General features: G+C 53.9%; 14 protein-coding genes. 11 read left to right on the plus strand and 3 right to left on the minus strand.

The window, feature by feature from the left end; all coding sequences use genetic code 11:
- Window positions 1-106 precede the first annotated feature (106 nt).
- From ABOC97_RS07410 to dppF, 7 genes are all read left to right on the plus strand, one after another.
- Window positions 107-1,309, plus strand: coding sequence for an L-lactate MFS transporter (locus tag ABOC97_RS07410; RefSeq protein ID WP_349595810.1), 1,203 nt, complete (start codon window positions 107-109; stop codon window positions 1,307-1,309).
- 216 nt (window positions 1,310-1,525) lie between these two features.
- Window positions 1,526-3,217, plus strand: coding sequence for a kdo(2)-lipid A phosphoethanolamine 7''-transferase (eptB, locus tag ABOC97_RS07415; RefSeq protein WP_349595813.1), 1,692 nt, complete (start codon window positions 1,526-1,528; stop codon window positions 3,215-3,217).
- A 794-nt stretch (window positions 3,218-4,011) separates the two neighbouring features.
- Window positions 4,012-5,619, plus strand: a complete 1,608-nt coding sequence (gene dppA, locus ABOC97_RS07420; protein WP_349595815.1) for a dipeptide ABC transporter periplasmic-binding protein DppA — start codon at window positions 4,012-4,014, stop codon at window positions 5,617-5,619.
- Between the two features lie 159 nt (window positions 5,620-5,778).
- Complete coding sequence (gene dppB, locus ABOC97_RS07425) at window positions 5,779-6,798, plus strand: dipeptide ABC transporter permease DppB (protein WP_234501880.1); 1,020 nt, start codon at window positions 5,779-5,781, stop codon at window positions 6,796-6,798.
- Between the two features lie 9 nt (window positions 6,799-6,807).
- Complete coding sequence (gene dppC / locus ABOC97_RS07430; RefSeq protein ID WP_349595818.1) at window positions 6,808-7,710, plus strand: dipeptide ABC transporter permease DppC; 903 nt, start codon at window positions 6,808-6,810, stop codon at window positions 7,708-7,710.
- Window positions 7,711-7,720: 10 nt separating this feature from the next.
- The gene (gene dppD, locus ABOC97_RS07435; RefSeq protein WP_234501878.1) at window positions 7,721-8,704 is read left to right on the plus strand and encodes a dipeptide ABC transporter ATP-binding protein; all 984 of its coding nucleotides are present in this window, start codon (window positions 7,721-7,723) and stop codon (window positions 8,702-8,704) included.
- Complete coding sequence (gene dppF / locus ABOC97_RS07440; RefSeq protein WP_234501877.1) at window positions 8,701-9,711, plus strand: dipeptide ABC transporter ATP-binding subunit DppF; 1,011 nt, start codon at window positions 8,701-8,703, stop codon at window positions 9,709-9,711. The genes dppD and dppF overlap by 4 nt, the downstream gene beginning before the upstream one ends.
- A 70-nt stretch (window positions 9,712-9,781) precedes the next feature.
- Here the strand turns inward: dppF and bcsG are convergent, their stop codons facing one another.
- The 3 genes from bcsG to bcsE are packed head-to-tail and all read right to left on the minus strand — an operon-like array spanning window position 9,782 to window position 13,198.
- Window positions 9,782-11,452 (minus strand): cellulose biosynthesis protein BcsG, encoded by a 1,671-nt coding sequence (gene bcsG / locus ABOC97_RS07445; RefSeq protein ID WP_349595823.1) that lies wholly within the window; start codon window positions 11,450-11,452, stop codon window positions 9,782-9,784.
- Window positions 11,445-11,642 carry a cellulose biosynthesis protein BcsF gene (bcsF, locus tag ABOC97_RS07450; RefSeq protein ID WP_313158168.1) on the minus strand — a complete coding sequence of 66 codons (198 nt, stop codon included), beginning with the start codon at window positions 11,640-11,642 and terminating at the stop codon, window positions 11,445-11,447. Before bcsF ends, bcsG begins: the two co-directional genes overlap by 8 nt.
- Complete coding sequence (gene bcsE / locus ABOC97_RS07455) at window positions 11,639-13,198, minus strand: cellulose biosynthesis protein BcsE (protein ID WP_349595827.1); 1,560 nt, start codon at window positions 13,196-13,198, stop codon at window positions 11,639-11,641. The genes bcsF and bcsE overlap by 4 nt, the downstream gene beginning before the upstream one ends.
- A 309-nt stretch (window positions 13,199-13,507) precedes the next feature.
- Between bcsE and bcsR the strand changes: the two genes are divergently transcribed.
- From bcsR to bcsB, 4 genes are read left to right on the plus strand one after another with little or no spacing between them, the layout of a single operon-like run.
- Complete coding sequence (gene bcsR / locus ABOC97_RS07460) at window positions 13,508-13,708, plus strand: cellulose biosynthesis protein BcsR (RefSeq protein ID WP_234501873.1); 201 nt, start codon at window positions 13,508-13,510, stop codon at window positions 13,706-13,708.
- A gap of 10 nt (window positions 13,709-13,718) precedes the next feature.
- Window positions 13,719-14,468: a cellulose biosynthesis protein BcsQ gene (bcsQ, locus tag ABOC97_RS07465; protein WP_349595832.1), complete on the plus strand. Its 750-nt coding sequence runs from the start codon at window positions 13,719-13,721 to the stop codon at window positions 14,466-14,468.
- Window positions 14,465-17,086: a UDP-forming cellulose synthase catalytic subunit gene (bcsA, locus tag ABOC97_RS07470; protein WP_349595835.1), complete on the plus strand. Its 2,622-nt coding sequence runs from the start codon at window positions 14,465-14,467 to the stop codon at window positions 17,084-17,086. Before bcsQ ends, bcsA begins: the two co-directional genes overlap by 4 nt.
- Window positions 17,087-17,099: 13 nt before the next feature.
- On the plus strand, window positions 17,100-19,415 hold the full coding sequence (bcsB, locus tag ABOC97_RS07475; RefSeq protein WP_349595838.1) for a cellulose biosynthesis cyclic di-GMP-binding regulatory protein BcsB: 2,316 nt from the start codon (window positions 17,100-17,102) through the stop codon (window positions 19,413-19,415).
- The last annotated feature ends 3 nt before the right edge of the window (window positions 19,416-19,418 follow it).

Here is a 19,418-nt window from a genome sequence, read left to right on the forward strand (position 1 = left end):
TGATGCATTTCATTCCGTCCTGAATGCACTTCATGCCTTTTTCAACCTGCAAAAATGCTAACTTCGTTATCGTTGGCAGCAGTTAATTTACGAAGGCATCTTCATCATGAACGCTGCAACTAAAAATAATACCCGCTGGCTGACATTGTTCGGCACCATCATCACCCAATTCGCTTTAGGCTCTGTGTATACCTGGAGCTTGTTCAACAGTGCGCTGTCCAGCAAGCTGGATGCATCGGTTAGCCAGGTGGCGTTCTCCTTCGGTTTGTTAAGCCTGGGCCTGGCTATTTCATCCTCAGTCGCCGGTAAGCTGCAGGAGCGTTTTGGCGTTAAGCACGTCACTATGGCTTCCGGTATTCTGCTGGGTCTCGGTTTCTTCCTGACCGCCCACGCGAACAGCCTGCCAATGCTGTGGCTGAGCGCCGGGGTGATTGTTGGTCTTGCCGATGGTGCGGGCTATCTGTTAACGCTTTCCAACTGCGTTAAATGGTTCCCGGAACGTAAAGGGCTGATTTCCGCCTTTGCTATCGGTTCTTACGGTTTAGGCAGCCTCGGTTTCAAATTTATCGACAGCCATCTGCTGGCAACCGTCGGCCTGGAAAAAACCTTCATGATCTGGGGTGCAATTGTACTGGTGATGATTGTCTTCGGCGCAATGCTGATGAAAGACGCGCCAAACCAGGCCGTTGCCAGCCATAACGGCGTGAGGGAGAACGACTTCACGCTGGCTGAATCCATGCGTAAACCACAGTACTGGATGCTGGCAGTGATGTTCCTGACCGCCTGCATGAGCGGCCTGTATGTTATCGGTGTAGCAAAAGATATCGCGCAGGGCATGGTGCATCTGGACCTGGCGACTGCCGCCAACGCCGTGACTATTATCTCGATTGCGAACCTGAGCGGCCGTCTGGTCCTGGGTATCCTTTCCGATAAAATCTCTCGTATCCGCGTTATCACCATCGGCCAGATTATCTCCCTGGTGGGCATGGCTGCGCTGTTGTTCGCCCCGCTTAACGAAGTGACCTTCTTTGCCGCGATTGCCTGTGTGGCCTTCAACTTCGGTGGCACCATTACCGTCTTCCCATCGCTGGTGAGCGAGTTCTTTGGCCTGAATAATCTGGCGAAAAACTACGGGGTGATTTACTTAGGTTTCGGGATTGGCAGCATCTGCGGTTCGCTGATTGCTTCGCTGTTCGGCGGCTTCTACGTCACCTTCTGCGTTATCTTTGCTCTGCTGATTATTTCCCTGGCGTTGTCGACGACTATCCGTCAGCCAAAAACGGAAATTCTGCGCGAAGCTCACGCCTAAAAATAATTACCTCACTTACTAAGTTAATTCTGGTCAGATATTTTTTGTAAATATCTGATCAGATCACATTTCATACGAATACTTTTTCCCTTTCTTGTTGTCTACTTACCGCGCTTGTATATGAGACCTTAATGGCTCATGACATTTATTCGCGGATCAACTGACTGCTGTCGTTTGCCACCCGCCTTTGGTTTTCCCTTTTCCCAGGGTTTTTGCATGAAATATATAAAAGCGATGTCCCAGCAGACGCTGTGTATGCTGCTGGCGGTTTACATCGGCTGGTTGATGAACTATTCCGTGTTTGTCCGTCGGTTTGAAGGGTATCTGCAGGATTTTAGCGTCGATAAAGGGATTTTCATTGCAATTGAAGTTGTTGGCCCCGTGCTCGCGACTTTTTTCTTGCTGCGTTTGCTGTCGCTGGGCGGGCGTGCCCTGTGGAAGGTACTGGCAACGCTAGTGGTACTGATTTCCGCCGGTGCCAGCTACTACATGACCAATCTGAATGTGGTTATTGGCTACGGCATTATTGCCTCGGTGATGACCACCGACGTGGATCTCTCCAAAGAGGTGGTGGGCTGGCATTTTATCTCATGGCTGGTGATAACCAGTATTGTGCCGCTGATGTTCATTTGGCTTAACGGCGCGCGTGATACGCTGCTACAGCAGCTGCGTACGCCAGGCCAACGGATACGCAGCGTGGCGATTATTCTCGTTTGTGCGCTGCTGGTGTGGGGGCCGATTCGCCTGATGGAACTGCATCTTAAAGAGAGTGAGCGCCTATCGCAGGTTGATTTGCCAAGCTACGGCGGCGTGCTGGCAAACTCCTATTTACCGAGCAACTGGGTTTCTGCGCTGAGCCTGTACGGTTGGACGCAGATCGATGAATCTTTTGATACCAAAGAGCTTATCGATCCGGCTAAAAAATTCACCTACGTCGCGCCTGAGGGCATCGATGACACCTACGTGGTGTTTATTATCGGTGAAACGACCCGCTGGGATCATATGGGGCTGTTTGGCTACGGGCGTGATACGACGCCTGAGCTGGCCAAAGAGAAAAACCTGGTCGCGTTCCGCGGCTACTCTTGCGATACCGCTACCAAGCTGTCGCTGCGCTGTATGTTCGTGCGGCAGGGTGGGGCCAGCGATAATCCGCAGCGTACGGTCAAAGAGCAAAACGTGTTTGCCGTGCTGCACCAGTTGGGCTTCACAGGCGATCTGATGGCGATGCAAAGTGAGCTGTGGTTCTACAGCAACACCATGGCGAATAACATCGCCTATCGCGAGCAGATTGGCGCCGAGCCGCGTAACCGGGGCAAAAGCGTGGATGACATGCTGCTCGCCGATGAGCTCAAGAACGTGCTGGCGCGCAGCGGTGTGGACGGTAAACATCTGATTATTCTTCACACCAAAGGTTCGCACTTTAACTACACCCAGCGTTATCCGCGCAGTTTTGCGAAGTGGCAGCCGGAGTGTGTGAACGTGGACGATAAATGCACCAAGGCGGAGCTGATTAACTCTTACGATAATTCGATAACCTACGTTGACCACTTCCTGGTGAATGTGTTTGACCAGATGCGCGATAAAAAGGCGATTGTCTTCTTTGCCGCCGACCACGGGGAGTCGATCAACGAGCATGAGCGCCTGCACGGTACGCCGCGCAAGATGGCACCGCCTGAGCAGTTCCGCGTGCCAATGATGGTTTGGATGTCGGATAAGTATCTGGAAAACCCGGACCACGCTCGCTCATTCGCCTACCTGCAACAGCAGGCGGCGATGAAGCAGCCAAAGCGTCACGTTGAGCTTTACGACACCATTATGGGATGTTTGGGTTACACCTCGCCAAACGGTGGCATTAATGAGTACAACAACTGGTGCCATGTCCCTGAGAAGGCAGTAACAGCGCAGTAATGGCTTTTTCTTGACGGGACAATCACGGGCCAGACAAAAAACCGCTCTTTGAGTAACACCGTCAGTTTAAGATTGAGATACCCGGGGCGACCACCGGGTTTGGCGTCCCTCCGGGAACCAAATCCCGGCGTTTCCCCTAATCGCTTTACTTAAGTGAACGGTGTTAGCTCTTTGAGCGGTTTTTTTATGTCTAGCCTCCGGGATATCAACTTCCCCGGGGGCGAAAACTAAGATGCAGCCCCACGGCCCAATGCCACAAACTCTTCCCCTGTTTGTTCACAATTTCGTGACATATTCCATTGCTTTTTTTTATGCATAGACGAATCTTTTTTCACGCTGCTTATGGCTCGGCCCAGCATTTTCCCCTGTGCGTTTTAACGTTCATGGCATTAATCGCTCAGATATTCATCATATCGAAATAAATTTTTCACATATAGGCTAATTGTTAATCACTAGATGTTGCAAAGTATTAAGTGAATAACTCTGCTTTAGTGCCCATAGCATAAATTTCTCTGCTGAAAATAGCCCTTCGGGGTTTTTTTAATCTTTGCCCATCCATTCTCACCTTCAATACAAATCCCGGATAACTGTATTGACGTTTTCACATTCTGTTGACAGATTGTAGGGCATGAGGGGCATTTCATGGAGAATCCGCGCTGCAACTCAGTTGTTCCAGTGAAAGGAATCCCGCCTCTACAACACATCGACCAAGCCGGGTAAAACACAAATAAAGGCCAGGCGGTGTAACCCAATGCAAAGGGTAAAAACAACACAAATCACTTTGGAGCAGAATAATGAGTATTTCCTTGAAGAAGTCAGGGATGCTGAAGCTGGGTCTGAGCCTGGTCGCTATGACCGTTGCTGCCAGCGTACAGGCGAAAACCCTGGTTTATTGTTCAGAAGGCTCGCCGGAAGGCTTTAACCCACAGCTCTTCACGTCTGGCACCACCTATGATGCCAGCTCCGTACCAATCTATAACCGTCTGGTTGAATTCAAAACCGGTACCACGGAAATCGTTCCGGGTCTGGCTGAGAAGTGGGACATCAGCGCAGACGGCAAAACCTATACCTTCCACCTTCGCCCTGGCGTGAAGTGGCAGGACAACAAAGACTTTAAACCGACGCGTGATATGAACGCCGACGATATCGTCTTCTCCTTCGACCGTCAGAAAAATGCCCAAAACCCGTACCACAAAGTCTCTGGCGGCAGCTATGAATACTTTGAAGGCATGGGTCTGCAAGACCTGATTAGCGAAGTGAAAAAAGTCGACGATAATACCGTTCAATTCGTTCTGACCCGTCCAGAAGCGCCATTCCTGGCTGACCTGGCGATGGACTTCGCCTCTATTCTGTCAAAAGAATATGCTGACAACATGCTGAAAGCCGGTTCACCGGAGAAAGTTGACCTGAACCCAATCGGTACCGGTCCATTCCAGCTGCAGCAGTACCAGAAAGACTCCCGTATTCTGTACAAAGCGTTCCCGGGCTACTGGGGCACCAAGCCGCAGATCGACCGTCTGGTCTTCTCCATCACGCCTGACGCTTCCGTGCGTTATGCCAAGCTGCAGAAGAACGAATGCCAGGTGATGCCGTATCCGAACCCGGCAGATATCGCGCGCATGAAAGAAGACAAGAACATCAATCTGATGGAACAGGCTGGTCTGAACGTGGGCTACCTCTCCTTCAACACCGAGAAAAAACCGTTTGATGACGTGAAAGTCCGTCAGGCGCTGACCTACGCGGTGAACAAAGAAGCGATCATCAAAGCCGTTTATCAGGGTGCTGGCGTTGCGGCTAAGAACCTGATCCCGCCAACCATGTGGGGCTATAACGACGACGTCAAAGACTACAGCTACGATCCGGAAAAAGCCAAGGCACTGCTGAAAGAAGCGGGCCAGGATAAAGGCTTCACCGTTGAGCTGTGGGCGATGCCGGTACAGCGTCCATACAACCCGAACGCTCGCCGCATGGCTGAGATGATTCAGGCTGACTGGGCGAAAATCGGCGTACAGGCCAAAATCGTGACCTACGAGTGGGGCGAATACCTCAAGCGTGCGAAAGCCGGTGAACACCAGGCTGTCATGATGGGCTGGACCGGCGACAATGGGGATCCGGACAACTTCTTCGCGACGCTGTTCAGCTGCGCAGCCGCCAAAGATGGTTCTAACTACTCTCGCTGGTGCTACAAGCCGTTTGAAGACCTGATTCAGCCGGCACGTGCGACTGACAACCACGAAAAACGCGTTGAACTGTACAAACAGGCTCAGGTAGTGATGCACGATCAAGCGCCAGCGCTGATTGTTGCCCACTCCACCGTATACGAGCCGGTGCGTAAAGAAGTCAAAGGCTATGTGGTTGATCCATTAGGTAAGCACCACTTCGAAAACGTATCCATCGAATAATAAAGACGACGCCTTAACCGGCAGCGCACGCTTCCTACCCCCCTTGGGGTGGGAAGCCGCGCCGTATCTGCGTCTGTCTCGTTTGGGACTGGCGGCAGATTTGTGAGCAATACAGACGTCCTGTGACCAGGCGGGCCGTCATTATAGAGAATCAGGGCTATGTTGCAGTTTATCCTCAAACGGTTGGGTCTGGTGATCCCAACGTTTATCGGTATCACCCTCCTGACGTTTGCCTTCGTGCATATGATCCCCGGCGATCCGGTGATGATTATGGCCGGCGAACGCGGTATTTCCCCTGAGCGCCACGCCCAGCTGCTGGCTGAACTCGGCCTCGATAAGCCGATGTGGCAACAGTACCTCCACTATATCTGGGGCGTACTGCACGGTGACTTAGGGATTTCATTAAAAAGCCGACTTCCGGTGTGGGACGAGTTCGTGCCGCGTTTTAAAGCGACGCTGGAACTCGGTATCTGCGCCATGATTTTTGCTATCGCCGTCGGGATCCCGGTTGGCGTACTGGCTGCGGTTAAACGCGGTTCCATCTTCGATCATACCGCGGTTGGCCTGGCGCTGACCGGCTACTCCATGCCGATTTTCTGGTGGGGCATGATGCTGATTATGCTGGTATCGGTGCAGTGGAACCTGACGCCGGTCTCCGGGCGTGTCAGCGATATGGTGTTCCTTGATGACAGCAACCCGCTGACCGGTTTCATGTTGATTGATACCGCTATCTGGGGCGAAGAGGGCAACTTTATCGATGCGCTGGCGCATATGATTTTGCCAGCGATGGTGCTCGGCACGATCCCTCTGGCGGTTATCGTGCGTATGACCCGTTCGTCGATGCTGGAAGTACTGGGTGAAGATTACATCCGTACCGCCCGCGCCAAGGGGTTGACCCGGATGCGCGTCATCGTGGTTCACGCGCTGCGTAACGCGATGCTGCCGGTGGTCACCGTTATCGGCCTTCAGGTCGGTACGCTGCTGGCCGGGGCCATTTTGACGGAAACCATCTTCTCCTGGCCAGGCCTGGGACGCTGGTTGATTGATGCTCTGCAGCGCCGCGACTATCCGGTGGTTCAGGGCGGGGTGCTGCTGGTGGCGACGATGATTATTCTCGTCAACCTGCTGGTAGACCTGCTGTACGGCGTGGTAAACCCGCGCATCCGTCATAAGAAGTAAGGGGCCGTCATGACACAAGTTACTGAGAACAAAGCGGTGTCCGCACCGGTGCCGATGACCCCTTTCCAGGAATTCTGGCACTACTTTAAACGCAATAAAGGCGCCGTCATTGGCCTTGTCTACGTGGTCATCGTGCTGTTTATTGCTATCTTCGCCAACTGGATTGCGCCGTATAACCCGGCAGATCAGTTCCGCGATACCCTTCTGGCACCGCCTGCATGGCAGGAAGGTGGCTCATGGGCGCATCTGTTTGGTACCGATGACGTCGGCCGCGATGTGCTGTCGCGCCTGATGTACGGCGCGCGACTGTCGCTGCTGGTGGGTTGTCTGGTGGTGGTACTTTCGCTGGTCATGGGGGTTGTGCTGGGGCTGGTTGCCGGTTACTTCGGCGGCATCGTCGACAACATCATCATGCGCGTCGTCGATATCATGCTGGCACTGCCAAGCCTGCTGCTGGCGCTGGTACTGGTGGCGATCTTCGGTCCTTCTATTGGTAACGCCGCGCTGGCGCTGACCTTTGTTGCCTTACCGCACTACGTCCGCTTAACGCGCGCGGCGGTGCTGGTGGAGGTCAACCGCGACTACGTGACCGCCTCTCGCGTGGCGGGTGCCGGTGCGATGCGCCAGATGTTCGTCAATATTTTCCCAAACTGCCTGGCGCCGCTGATTGTTCAGGCGTCGCTCGGTTTTTCTAACGCCATTCTCGATATGGCTGCCCTTGGCTTCCTGGGGATGGGCGCACAGCCGCCTACGCCGGAATGGGGCACCATGCTCTCTGACGTTCTGCAGTTCGCGCAAAGCGCCTGGTGGGTTGTGACCTTCCCGGGCCTAGCGATTTTGCTGACGGTGCTGGCATTTAACCTGATGGGTGACGGTCTGCGTGACGCGCTCGATCCCAAACTGAAGCAGTAAGAGGTTCGAGATGGCGTTATTAAATGTAGATAAATTATCGGTGCACTTCGGTGACGAGGGCACACCGTTTAAAGCCGTAGACCGCGTGAGCTACAGCGTAAATCAGGGTGAAGTGGTCGGTATCGTCGGGGAATCCGGCTCCGGGAAATCCGTCAGCTCGCTGGCGATCATGGGGCTGATTGACTATCCCGGCCGCGTAATGGCCGAGAGCCTGCAGTTTAACGGTCAGGATCTGAAACGCATTTCAGAGAAAGAACGTCGTAATCTGGTGGGCGCCGAAGTGGCGATGATCTTCCAGGACCCGATGACCAGCCTCAACCCGTGCTACACCGTCGGTTTCCAGATTATGGAAGCCATCAAGGTGCATCAGGGTGGTAACAAGAAAACCCGCCGTCAGCGGGCGATTGACCTGTTGAATCAGGTCGGTATTCCGGACCCGGCATCACGTCTTGACGTTTATCCGCACCAGCTTTCCGGTGGTATGAGCCAGCGTGTGATGATAGCCATGGCCATCGCCTGTCGTCCGAAGCTGCTGATCGCCGATGAACCGACGACGGCGCTGGACGTGACCATTCAGGCGCAGATCATTGAGCTGCTGCTGGAACTGCAGCAAAAAGAGAACATGGCGCTGATTCTGATAACCCACGATCTGGCGCTGGTGGCAGAGGCTGCACACAAAATTATCGTGATGTACGCAGGTCAGGTTGTGGAAACCGGGGCGGCGAACGATATTTTCCGCGCCCCTCGTCATCCCTATACCCAGGCCTTGCTGCGCGCGCTGCCGGAGTTTGCTCAGGATAAAGCGCGTCTAGCGTCGTTGCCGGGCGTGGTGCCGGGTAAATACGATCGCCCGAACGGCTGTCTGCTGAACCCACGCTGCCCGTATGCAACCGATAAATGCCGCAGCGTTGAACCTGAACTGAATCTGCTTAATGGCGGTCGCCAGTCGAAATGCCACTACCCACTCGATGATGCCGGGAGGCCCACATTATGAGTACGCACGAGGCCACCTCGCAGCAGCCGCTGCTGCAAGCCATTGACCTGAAAAAACACTACCCGGTGAAGAAGGGCTTTTTTGCCCCTGAGCGCCTGGTGAAAGCGCTGGACGGCGTATCGTTTACCCTTGAGCGCGGTAAAACGCTGGCGGTCGTGGGTGAATCGGGCTGTGGGAAATCCACTCTTGGCCGCCTGTTGACGATGATTGAAATCCCGACCGGCGGTGAGCTCTATTACCAGGGCCAGGATCTGCTCAAGCACGACCCGCACGCCCAGAAACTGCGGCGGCAGAAAATCCAGATTGTGTTCCAGAACCCGTACGGTTCCCTGAACCCGCGTAAGAAAGTGGGGCAGATTCTGGAAGAACCATTGCAGATAAACACTTCGCTTAGCAAAGAGCAGCGCCGTGAAAAGGCGCTGGCGATGATGGCGAAAGTGGGGCTGAAAACCGAGCACTATGATCGCTACCCGCATATGTTTTCCGGCGGTCAGCGTCAGCGTATCGCGATTGCCCGTGGCTTGATGCTCGATCCCGACGTGGTGATTGCCGACGAACCGGTCTCCGCGCTCGACGTTTCCGTGCGTGCACAGGTATTAAACCTGATGATGGATTTGCAGCAGGAGCTGGGGTTGTCCTATGTCTTTATCTCCCACGACCTATCGGTAGTGGAACATATCGCGGACGAAGTGATGGTGATGTATCTGGGACGCTGCGTGGAGAAAGGGACGAAGGACCAGATCTTCAACAACCCTCAACATCCGTACACGCAGGCGCTGCTCTCCGCCACGCCGCGCTTGAACCCGGACGAACGTCGCGAGCGTATTAAACTGACCGGCGAACTGCCAAGCCCGCTGAACCCGCCTCCGGGTTGTGCGTTCAATGCCCGCTGTCGCCGTCGCTTCGGGCCGTGCACTCAGCTTCAGCCGCAGTTGAAAGACTATGGTGGACAGCTGGTGGCGTGCTTCGCGGTCGATCAGGATGAGAATCCAGAGAAAGCGGTATAGCAGAAAAGCGTTTTGCTAAGAAGGGAAATGCGTTGGGCCGCCGGGGTAAAACCCGGCGGCCTTTTCATTGTTACTGCGGGTATGGCACCCAGGCGCCGCCGTTCAGGCGAACGTATGGTTTGCCCTGGTACTGAACGACAACGGCGTTGGCGTTTTCGGAGACTGCGGCTGTCTGCGGCAGATTACCGGTGTAGGCTGACCAGTCGACGTTGTCTTCAGTGAAGATTTTACCGTCAACGGCGCGTGCTACCAGTTCAGAAATTGCCAGATAGCTGCTTGGCTGGTTGATATCAATCGCCGTGCCCTGATGCGGAGCCTTCATGCCAAAGAATTTGACGGCTGCTGGAACGTGGGTAATAGATGGGCTTGGGATATCACGCAGACCAGAGACCTGCATTTTATCGCCCTGCAGCGCCGCACCATGCTCAGGCACTACAACGACCATCACTTTACGACCTGATTTTTCCAGCTCGGTAAAGAAGGCATCCAGTTCATCAAACAGTTTCTGCGCGCGAACTTTGTAATCCGCCGGTTTGCTTTGTCCCGGCTCGTGGTTGCCATCGTGCAGCGGCAGAATGTTATAGAAGGTCGCCGTCCGCCCGCCCGCAGCGGTCTCTTCGTTTTTTAACCAGCGGTTCAGTACGGCCAGATCGTCGTATACCGGTGAGTTATCAAAGGAACGCAGGTTAACCGGCAGATTGCTTTGATCCATCAGCGGGCTTTGCATGCCGCCGTATTCACGCACTTCTTTGAGGAAGTCGCCAAATACGCCGTCGTGGTCCAGCGCCAGATGTTGGGTAAAGCCCAGTTTGGATAAATTATCAAACAGGTAGCACTGGTTGCCTGCCGGTTGATACAAGTCTGTGTGCGATGGCTGACCGCAGCTGGCGCGCAGCAAACGGATAGCCGCCGGGCCGCTGTAAGAGGTCGCGGAGTTGAAATCGCTAAAGCGAATGTCAAAGTGGGACCACAGCGGGTGCTGCAGTAAACCTGCGGCTTCGATATCGGACGTCGCCAGAGAACAGATATTAATGACCAGCAGGTCAAATGGCTGCGCGTCTGCAGGAAGCTGCGTCGGGAACGTGGTGACGCGCTTGCTTTCAGATGCGTAGAAGCTGGTGAGCCAGGCGTTCAGGTTATCGGACGTTGGCGCGGCGGTTTGTGGCGGAATATCGCTGCTGGAGGAGGCCGCTGTTGTCGTGGTGGGTGCCGTCGTCTGGACGGTGGTTGCGCTGCCGTTTTGCCCGGTTGGCCACAGCGTAAAGGAAGGGCCGAGCAGCGCAGTCAGGTTGACCCAGATCATCGCGATGACCACAAAGACGGTCAGACGAAGCCATTGATTTAAGAATAACCAGGCAACGAGCAGCACAAAGAATGCACCGATCATCTGCCAGTTGATGAAGCGAGTCACCAGATCCCACAGATAGTCGGCGCTAAAACCGGCGACCTGTGACCCCTGGCTCAAGATGCTTTCCGGGCCAGGCAGCCAGGTATCATGCCAGAAAAGGGCAAACCCAACGGGAATGGCGATCCACTGCCGCCAGCGATGAAGTCGGCTGTTAGGCAGCGGGAAGAGTAAGAACGCCATGAACACCAGGTTCATCATGGCGTGGAAATTCAGGTATCCAGCCCACAGCAAGCCAAACTTGACCAGGAAATAAAAGTTCCAGCCGGATAGCCCCCGCCAATAATGCCAAAGCGGGGAAGGGGTAGTGGCGGCGTTTTGCGTCGATTTAGTCATTTTTTGATTTTGCCCTGACGGCCAGATCCCGGCGTAATACGCCTACTGGTTTAACATAACGGGGTTTAAGAAAGATCAGACGGAATGTGTTCACTATGCGTCGCTGATGATGGCGCGCCAGATAGCCCAGCGGGAAAAAGATCAGCGCACAAAGCACAACAAGTTGAATAATATCGCTTATCGACATCATGACGGTTTCTCTCCGGTCTCTGTAGACAGGCGCATAGGCTCAGGATAACGACGCCAGGCATTGCCTTCATAGGTCGCGTTAATCACGTTTTTCGGTTTTGGCGCAATATCCAGCGGCTTGGTCCACAGCTCAGGCTTCACATCGCGCATGTTAACCAGCTCCGCAGCGATTTGTTTATCTTCAAACCAAATCATACGGTTAGAGAAAATATCGCCGGTTGGCAGCGGGAAGATATGGTTCAGCGCTTTGTCCAGGTCGTTAACCCGGCAGAATGGCAGGAACAGTACCAGGCGGCGGTCAGCAATCGTCACAATATCGCCCATACGGTGCGGGCGACACAGGGTCAGCGCCTGTTCAACACGCAGACCTGGTGCCGGGCGCAGTGCCACCATGACGCCCTTACCGTCAGCCGGTAACAGCGTATTGTTCACGATTTTTTGCACCCCATCGCAGAATACGTCCCACGTCTGATAACCCTTCAGCTTCAGCGGTTCCGTATTGGCCAGCAGGGTGGTTAAATCTTCCGGTACGTGGCGGGTGTACTGCTGTGTTTGTACGCTTTCGATTAACGTCAGGCTGCGAGATAACGGTGCCGAGGCCGGAATCACCACGTTTGCACCACAGCTTAATAACAGCCGTTCGTCGGTGGCGCGCAAACAGGCGGTTGCTTCGCGAACGATAAGTTTTAGCGCGCTGCCGCGTTGGCGACGCAGCGTATGAATGTTGCGGGCAAGAGCCTCTATCTGGCTATTTTGCGAAAGTGAGAATATGACCGTGGCGGCCTGCGCGGTACGAGCGGCATTAAAGACGGCGTCATTGGTATCAAATAACACCCAGTGTTCTGAAAGTGCCGGAGCCCCTTCAAGAATATTGATATTACTCAGTACCGTTTTTTCATCGCTGCGTGGCTGAACGTTCGCAACTTCGTCCTGAGCTAAATGCCAGCCATCGTCTTTTTGATTAATTAGCAGCTGTTGACGTGCGCTCACGCCTTTTTCGTTAGCCCAGAAAACAATATCCAGAAGTTGACTATCACCCTGGTAACGTAAACTTGCCAGACCTGAAAGCGAACGATACTCACCTAATAATAACGAGGTCTGAGTATCGGCGTTGATTCCAGGATTTAGTATTAACAAAGTGCATTGATGGTATTTTGCCCATTGCTGAGTTTTGTTCAACCAATGCTGGAGTTTAGCGGAAGGAATGTTTCCCCACGTATTGTGGGAGCATAAAAGGATCACCAAATAATCTTTGGGATCTAATGTACAGAGCAAATCGCGGCGCATGCAGTATAGACCATCTGGGTTATTCTGCATGGTGAATAGCGAAATTTTTTTCGGGCCACGATTATCATTTATTTCAATGATGTCATTGGGGTTTTCCCCCATGCTTACCACGGCTACCTTCGCATCGTTTTGCTGTGCGGATAGCGTCTGGTTAAGCAGGCTGACGGCATCTTCATGGCGGTCGGTATTAATCCACCACACGCCGCCAGTCGGCATATGGCTCACTTCATCCCACAATGACTGGATGCCAAGAGTAAATATGGGGTTCATCGCATCCCTCTTATCGACGATAATTCTGCGTATAAGTTTACTAGTGTAAACGGCAGAATAAACCTAATATTGAAATTAAATAGCATCAGATTTAGCATGTATACTCTAAATAGCACGAGTTATCGTCAGGTGATAAGTCTGTAACTTTTCTGAAACCTGCATAACTATTTTGCATAACTATGTGGTTGAGATGAGTGAACGCGACGCATCTGCAATCGAAAGTATGATGAGTATAAACGAATTTCCTGGAAAGGTTGCCCTTCGATTGACGCGGCGTATTCGGACTTTGATTTCTGAGGGCACATAAAAATGTCAGATAATGAACCCAAAACCTCTGTGGATTCTCAACTAGGTTATACTTTTCAGAACGATTTTCTCGCATTGAGCCGGGCTTTCTCCTTGCCCGATATAGATTACACTGATATTTCCCAGCGTGAAAAATTAGCCGCCGCGTTTAAGCGTTGGCCGCTGCTGGCAGAGTTTGCAGAACAAAAAGTCGAACAAAAATAAGGAAGCCATAATGGCTATTCTGGGATTACAGGGCATCCGTGGCGGCGTTGGCGCGACGTCTATCACGGCAGCTCTTGCGTGGTCATTGCAGTTGCTTGGGGAATCGGTGTTAGTTATCGACGCCTGTCCTGACAATATGCTGCGCCTGTCGTTCAACGATGATATTGACCGTCATAGCGGCTGGGCCCGCGCAGTTATCGACGGACAAGACTGGCGCGATACCGCTTTACGTTACACGGCACAGATTGATGTACTGCCATTCGGTAAATTGCAGGCCAGCGAACAGCAAAATATTGGCGCGCTGGGCAATACGCTCGCGGCGATTGTCGATATTGCACAAACGCTACAGCGCCAGGGGCGCTATCAGTGGATACTGATCGATCTCCCGCACGGTTTCTATCCGTGGACGCCTTCTCTGGTGGATATCTGCCACCACACGTTAACGATTGTTCAACTCGATGCCAACTGCCATATCCGCTTACACCAACAGCTGCAGCCCGCTGATTCAAACCTGCTGATTAACGGCCTGCGGATGAGTAGCCCGTTACAGGAAGACCTTTTCCAGGTATGGCTACAGACTCAACGTCGGATGCTGCCGGTCGTGGTGCACGCGGATGAAGCGATGGCGGAAAGCCTCGCCAATAAACAACCGCTAGGCGAATATCGTCACGACTCTCTGGCTGCCGAAGAGATGATCACCCTCGCCAACTGGTGTCTGATGCACTATGCCAGCCAGCAGACGGTGGAGAGCGAAGCATGATTCGCCTTGCCCACTGGATTTTTGTCCCGTCGGTATACGCGCGTTTACAGACGCGCTACCTGGGTTATCGCCGTGCTGGGTCCTCCTGGCTTAGCGCGACGCTGGCGTGTTTCTGGGTGGCCATGGCCTGGATAGTGATGCCCCTGGAAAATCCGCGTTTTCAGGCGATGCGCGAACGTCATGAACAACTGTTCCCCCATATTGATTGCCATCGTCCTCGCCCGCTGGACCCGCTGCGCTATGTGCTGCAGGCCATCTGGCTGATTGTCAGCAAGCCGCCAGAGGAACGTAAACCGACCGAGTGGCGTCCTCGCGCGAGCATTGAGAATCTGCGTGAGCGTTATACCCAGTGGCTGCACAAGTTGCCGGAACGGGTCACTCTGCAAACCGGCCATCTTGACGATAAGAAAGAACTGGCACACCTTAGCCCGAAATTACGACGCTTAATTCTGGGCGTGGTCGTCACATTGTCGCTGATTCTGGCGCTGGTGTGCGTGACTCAGCCGTTTACACCGCTGGCGCAGTTTACCTTCCTGATGTTGCTGTGGGGCGTTGCGCTGTTGGTGCGACGAATTCCAGGGCGCTTCTCCGCGCTGATGCTGATTGTCCTGTCGTTAACCGTATCCTGCCGCTATATCTGGTGGCGCTATACCTCAACGTTAAACTGGAACGACCCGACAAGCCTGGTCTGCGGGCTGATTCTGCTGTTTGCTGAAACCTATGCCTGGATTGTGCTGGTGCTCGGCTACTTCCCGGTGGTGTGGCCGCTGAACCGTCAGCCCGTTCCGCTGCCGAAAGATCTCAGTAAATGGCCGTCGGTGGACATCTTTATCCCGACCTATAACGAAGACCTTAACGTCGTTAAAAATACCGTTTACGCTTCGCTCGGTATCGACTGGCCGAAAGATAAAATATCGGTCTGGATCCTTGATGATGGTAATCGCGAGGAGTTCCGTCAGTTCGCCAGGGATGTTGGCGTAGAGTATATTGCCCGAGCCACCCATGAACACGCGAAAGCCGGGAACATCAACAACGCCTTGAAATATGCGAAAGGCGAGTTTGTGTCTATTTTCGACTGTGACCACGTGCCGACGCGCTCATTCCTGCAAATGACCATGGGCTGGTTCCTGAAAGATAAGAAGCTGGCGATGATGCAGACGCCGCACCACTTCTTCTCGCCCGATCCGTTTGAACGTAACCTGGGCCGTTTCCGTAAAACGCCGAACGAAGGGACGCTGTTTTACGGGCTGCTGCAGGATGGTAACGACATGTGGGATGCCACCTTCTTCTGCGGCTCCTGTGCGGTTATCCGACGTGAACCACTGGATGCAATCGGTGGTATCGCCGTCGAAACCGTAACCGAAGATGCGCATACCTCGCTGCGACTTCACCGTCTGGGTTACACCTCTGCCTATATGCGTCTACCGCAGGCGGCGGGACTGGCAACCGAAAGTTTGTCGGCGCACATTGGCCAGCGAATACGCTGGGCGCGAGGCATGGTGCAAATCTTCCGCCTTGATAACCCATTGTTTGGCAAGGGATTGAAGCTGCCTCAACGGTTGTGCTACCTCAACGCGATGTTCCACTTCTTGTCCGGTGTGCCGCGCTTGATCTTCCTGACGGCTCCGCTGGCCTTCCTGCTGCTGCACGCCTATATCATCTACGCTCCGGCGCTGATGATTGCGCTGTTTGTCTTGCCGCACATGATTCACGCCAGCCTGACCAACTCCAAGATTCAGGGCAAATATCGCCACTCTTTCTGGAGCGAAATCTACGAAACCGTGCTGGCCTGGTACATCGCGCCGCCAACCATGGTCGCGCTGTTTGCGCCGCACAAAGGGACCTTCAACGTCACGGCGAAGGGCGGTTTGGTGAAAGAGGAGTATGTCGACTGGGTGATTTCCCGGCCGTATATCTTCCTCGTGTTGCTAAACCTGGTGGGCGTGGCGTTTGGTATCTGGCGTTACATGTATGGCCCGGCAGACGAACATTTCACCATCTGGGTGAGCCTGGTATGGGTGTTCTACAACCTGGTTATTCTCGGTGGCGCAGTGGCGGTATCGGTAGAAAGTAAGCAGGTGCGCCGCTCGCACCGTGTGGAAATTAAGATGCCTGGGGCGATTTCCCGCGAAGACGGCCATCTCTTCTCCTGTACGGTACACGACTTCTCCGACGGCGGTGTGGGGATCCACATTAACGGCGACGCCCAGGTGCTGGAAGAGCAGAAGGTCAACTTACTGCTCAAACGTGGTCAACAAGAATATGTCTTCCCAACCCAGGTTGTGCGCGTCCAGGGGAGTGAAGTGGGGCTTAAATTACTGCCGATGAGTACCCGTCAACATATTGATTTTGTGCAGTGTACGTTTGCGCGTGCGGATACGTGGGCGCTCTGGCAGGACAGCTTCCCGGAAGATAAACCGCTGGAAAGTCTGATGGATATCCTGAAGCTAGGATTCCGTGGTTATCGTCACCTGGCCGAGTTTGCGCCGCCGGTGGCAAAAGAAATTTTCCGGTCGCTCACCTCGCTAGTGGCATGGGTGGCTTCATTTGTACCGCGTCGTCCAGAGCGAGAGGCTGTTATCGAGCATCCGCTATCGGCTATGGCTCAACAACAATAATGATGATTACACGATGAAAAGAAACCTTTCCTGGATTTGTGCAGTGGCAGTGGGCGTAGGTAGTTTACTACCGCTCACGACGCATTCAGAACCAACAACAGCGGTATCAGTTACTCCGTCTGTTCAGGATAACGCAGCGGCTTCGGTGGAAGCGGCTACGCCTGCGAACACACCGGTAGTGGTGGAAGATGCGCCGACGCGCGACGTAAAGCTTTCTTTTGCTCAGATTGCGCCACCTCCGGGCAGCATGGTACTGCGCGGGTCTAACCCGAACGGTGGGGTTGAATTTGGTATGCGTAGCGATGAAGTGGTGTCGAAAGCATTGCTGAATCTAACCTATACGCCGTCACCGTCGCTGCAGCCGGTGACTTCACAGCTCAAGGTGTACCTCAACGAAGAGTTGATGGGTGTCCTGCCGGTCACCAAAGAGCAGTTGGGTAAAAAGGTGACGGCGCAGGTGCCCGTTGATCCGCTTTACATCACCGACTTTAACCGGGTGCGCCTCGAGTTTGTGGGCCATTACCGTGACGTCTGTGAAAACCCGTCGAACAACACCATTTGGCTGGATGTGGGCCGTAACAGCTCGCTGGATTTAACCTACCAGTCGCTGAAGGTGCGTAATGACCTGTCTCATTTCCCGGTACCATTCTTTGACGCTCGCGATAACCGCGCGCTGAAACTGCCGATGGTATTTACCGGTTCCCCGGACCTGCAGCAGCAGCAGGCGGCAGCGATTATCGCTTCGTGGTTTGGTGCGAAATCCGGCTGGCGCGGTCAGACCTTCCCGGTGCTGTATAACGCACTGCCGGATCGAAACGCGATAGTCTTTGCGACCAACGATCATCGTCCGGACTTCCTGCGCGAACATCCGCCGGTTACCGCGCCGACGATCGAAATGATCGATCACCCGAACAACCCGTACATGAAGCTGCTGGTGGTGTTTGGGCGTGATGATAAAGATTTGCTGAAAGCGGCGCAGGGTATTGCGGCGGGGAACATTCTGTTCCGTGGCAACAGCGTGACGGTCAATGAAGTCAAACCGCTGCTGGCTCGCGTGCCGTACGATGCACCAAACTGGGTACGTACCGATCGCCCAGTGACCTTCGGCGAGCTGAAAACCTATGAGCAACAGCTGCAGTCTACCGGGCTGGAACCGGCGTCTATCAACCTGTCGCTGAACCTGCCGCCGGACTTGTATTTGCTGCGCAGCACCGGTATCGATATGGACTTGAAATATCGCTACACCATGCCGGCTATCAAAGACAGCTCACGCATGGATATCAGCCTGAACAACCAGTTCTTACAGTCGTTTAGCCTGAATAGCAGCCAGGACATCAACAAACTGATGATGCGCCTGCCGGTGTTACAAGGTCTGCTGGACGGTAAAAACGATGTCAGCATTCCGGCGCTGCGTCTGGGTGCGATGAACCAACTGCGCTTTGACTTCCAGTACTCGAACCCGATGCCGGGCGGCACAATCGACAGCTGTGTGACTTTCCAGCCGGTGCAGAACCACGTAGTGCTGGGCGATGATTCGACCATCGATTTCTCGCATTACTATCACTTCCTGCCGATGCCGGACCTGCGTACGTTTGCCAACGCGGGCTTCCCGTTCACGCGGATGGCGGATCTCTCCGACACGACTATCGTGATGCCGAAAAAACCGTCTGAAGAACAGTTCAGCACGCTGCTGAACACCGTCGCGGTGATTGGCGGTCAGAGCGGTCTGGCGGGTACGAACATGACGATTACCGATGATGGTAGCCAGATTGCCAACAAAGATGCCGACCTGCTGCTGATTGGCTCAATTCCACAATCGCTGAAAGACGATAAGAAAGTGGATCTGCTGGTGGATGCGACCCAAAGCTGGGTGAAAACGCCGGTACGCCACAACGATCTGCCGAGCATCTACGTGGACGAGGATGACCGCACTGCCAGCATACAAACCGAGGTTTCATCCTCCGGTCCGATGGCGGCTATCGTGGGCTTTGAATCGCCGTACCACAAACAACGTAGCGTGGTTGCGCTGCTGGCCGATAGCGACAAAGGCTACAGCCTGCTCAATGATGCGCTGAATGACAGCGGTAAACGCGCGGCCATGTTTGGTTCGGTGTCGGTTATCCGCGAATCCGGCGTGAACAGCCTGCGTGTGGGTGATGTGTACTATGTGGGCCACCTGCCATGGTTTGAACGCGTGTGGTTCGCTCTGTCTAACCACCCGGTTCTGCTGGCCATCTTTGCCGCTATCAGCATCGTGCTGCTGGCATGGGTATTGTGGCGACTGCTACGTATCATCAGCCGCCGTCGTTTGAATCCGGAAGACGAGTAAGCC

The sequence above is a fragment of the Kluyvera huaxiensis genome, from assembly GCF_040149365.1.
In the GTDB taxonomy this organism is placed as follows: Bacteria; Pseudomonadota; Gammaproteobacteria; order Enterobacterales; family Enterobacteriaceae; genus Kluyvera; species Kluyvera intermedia_A.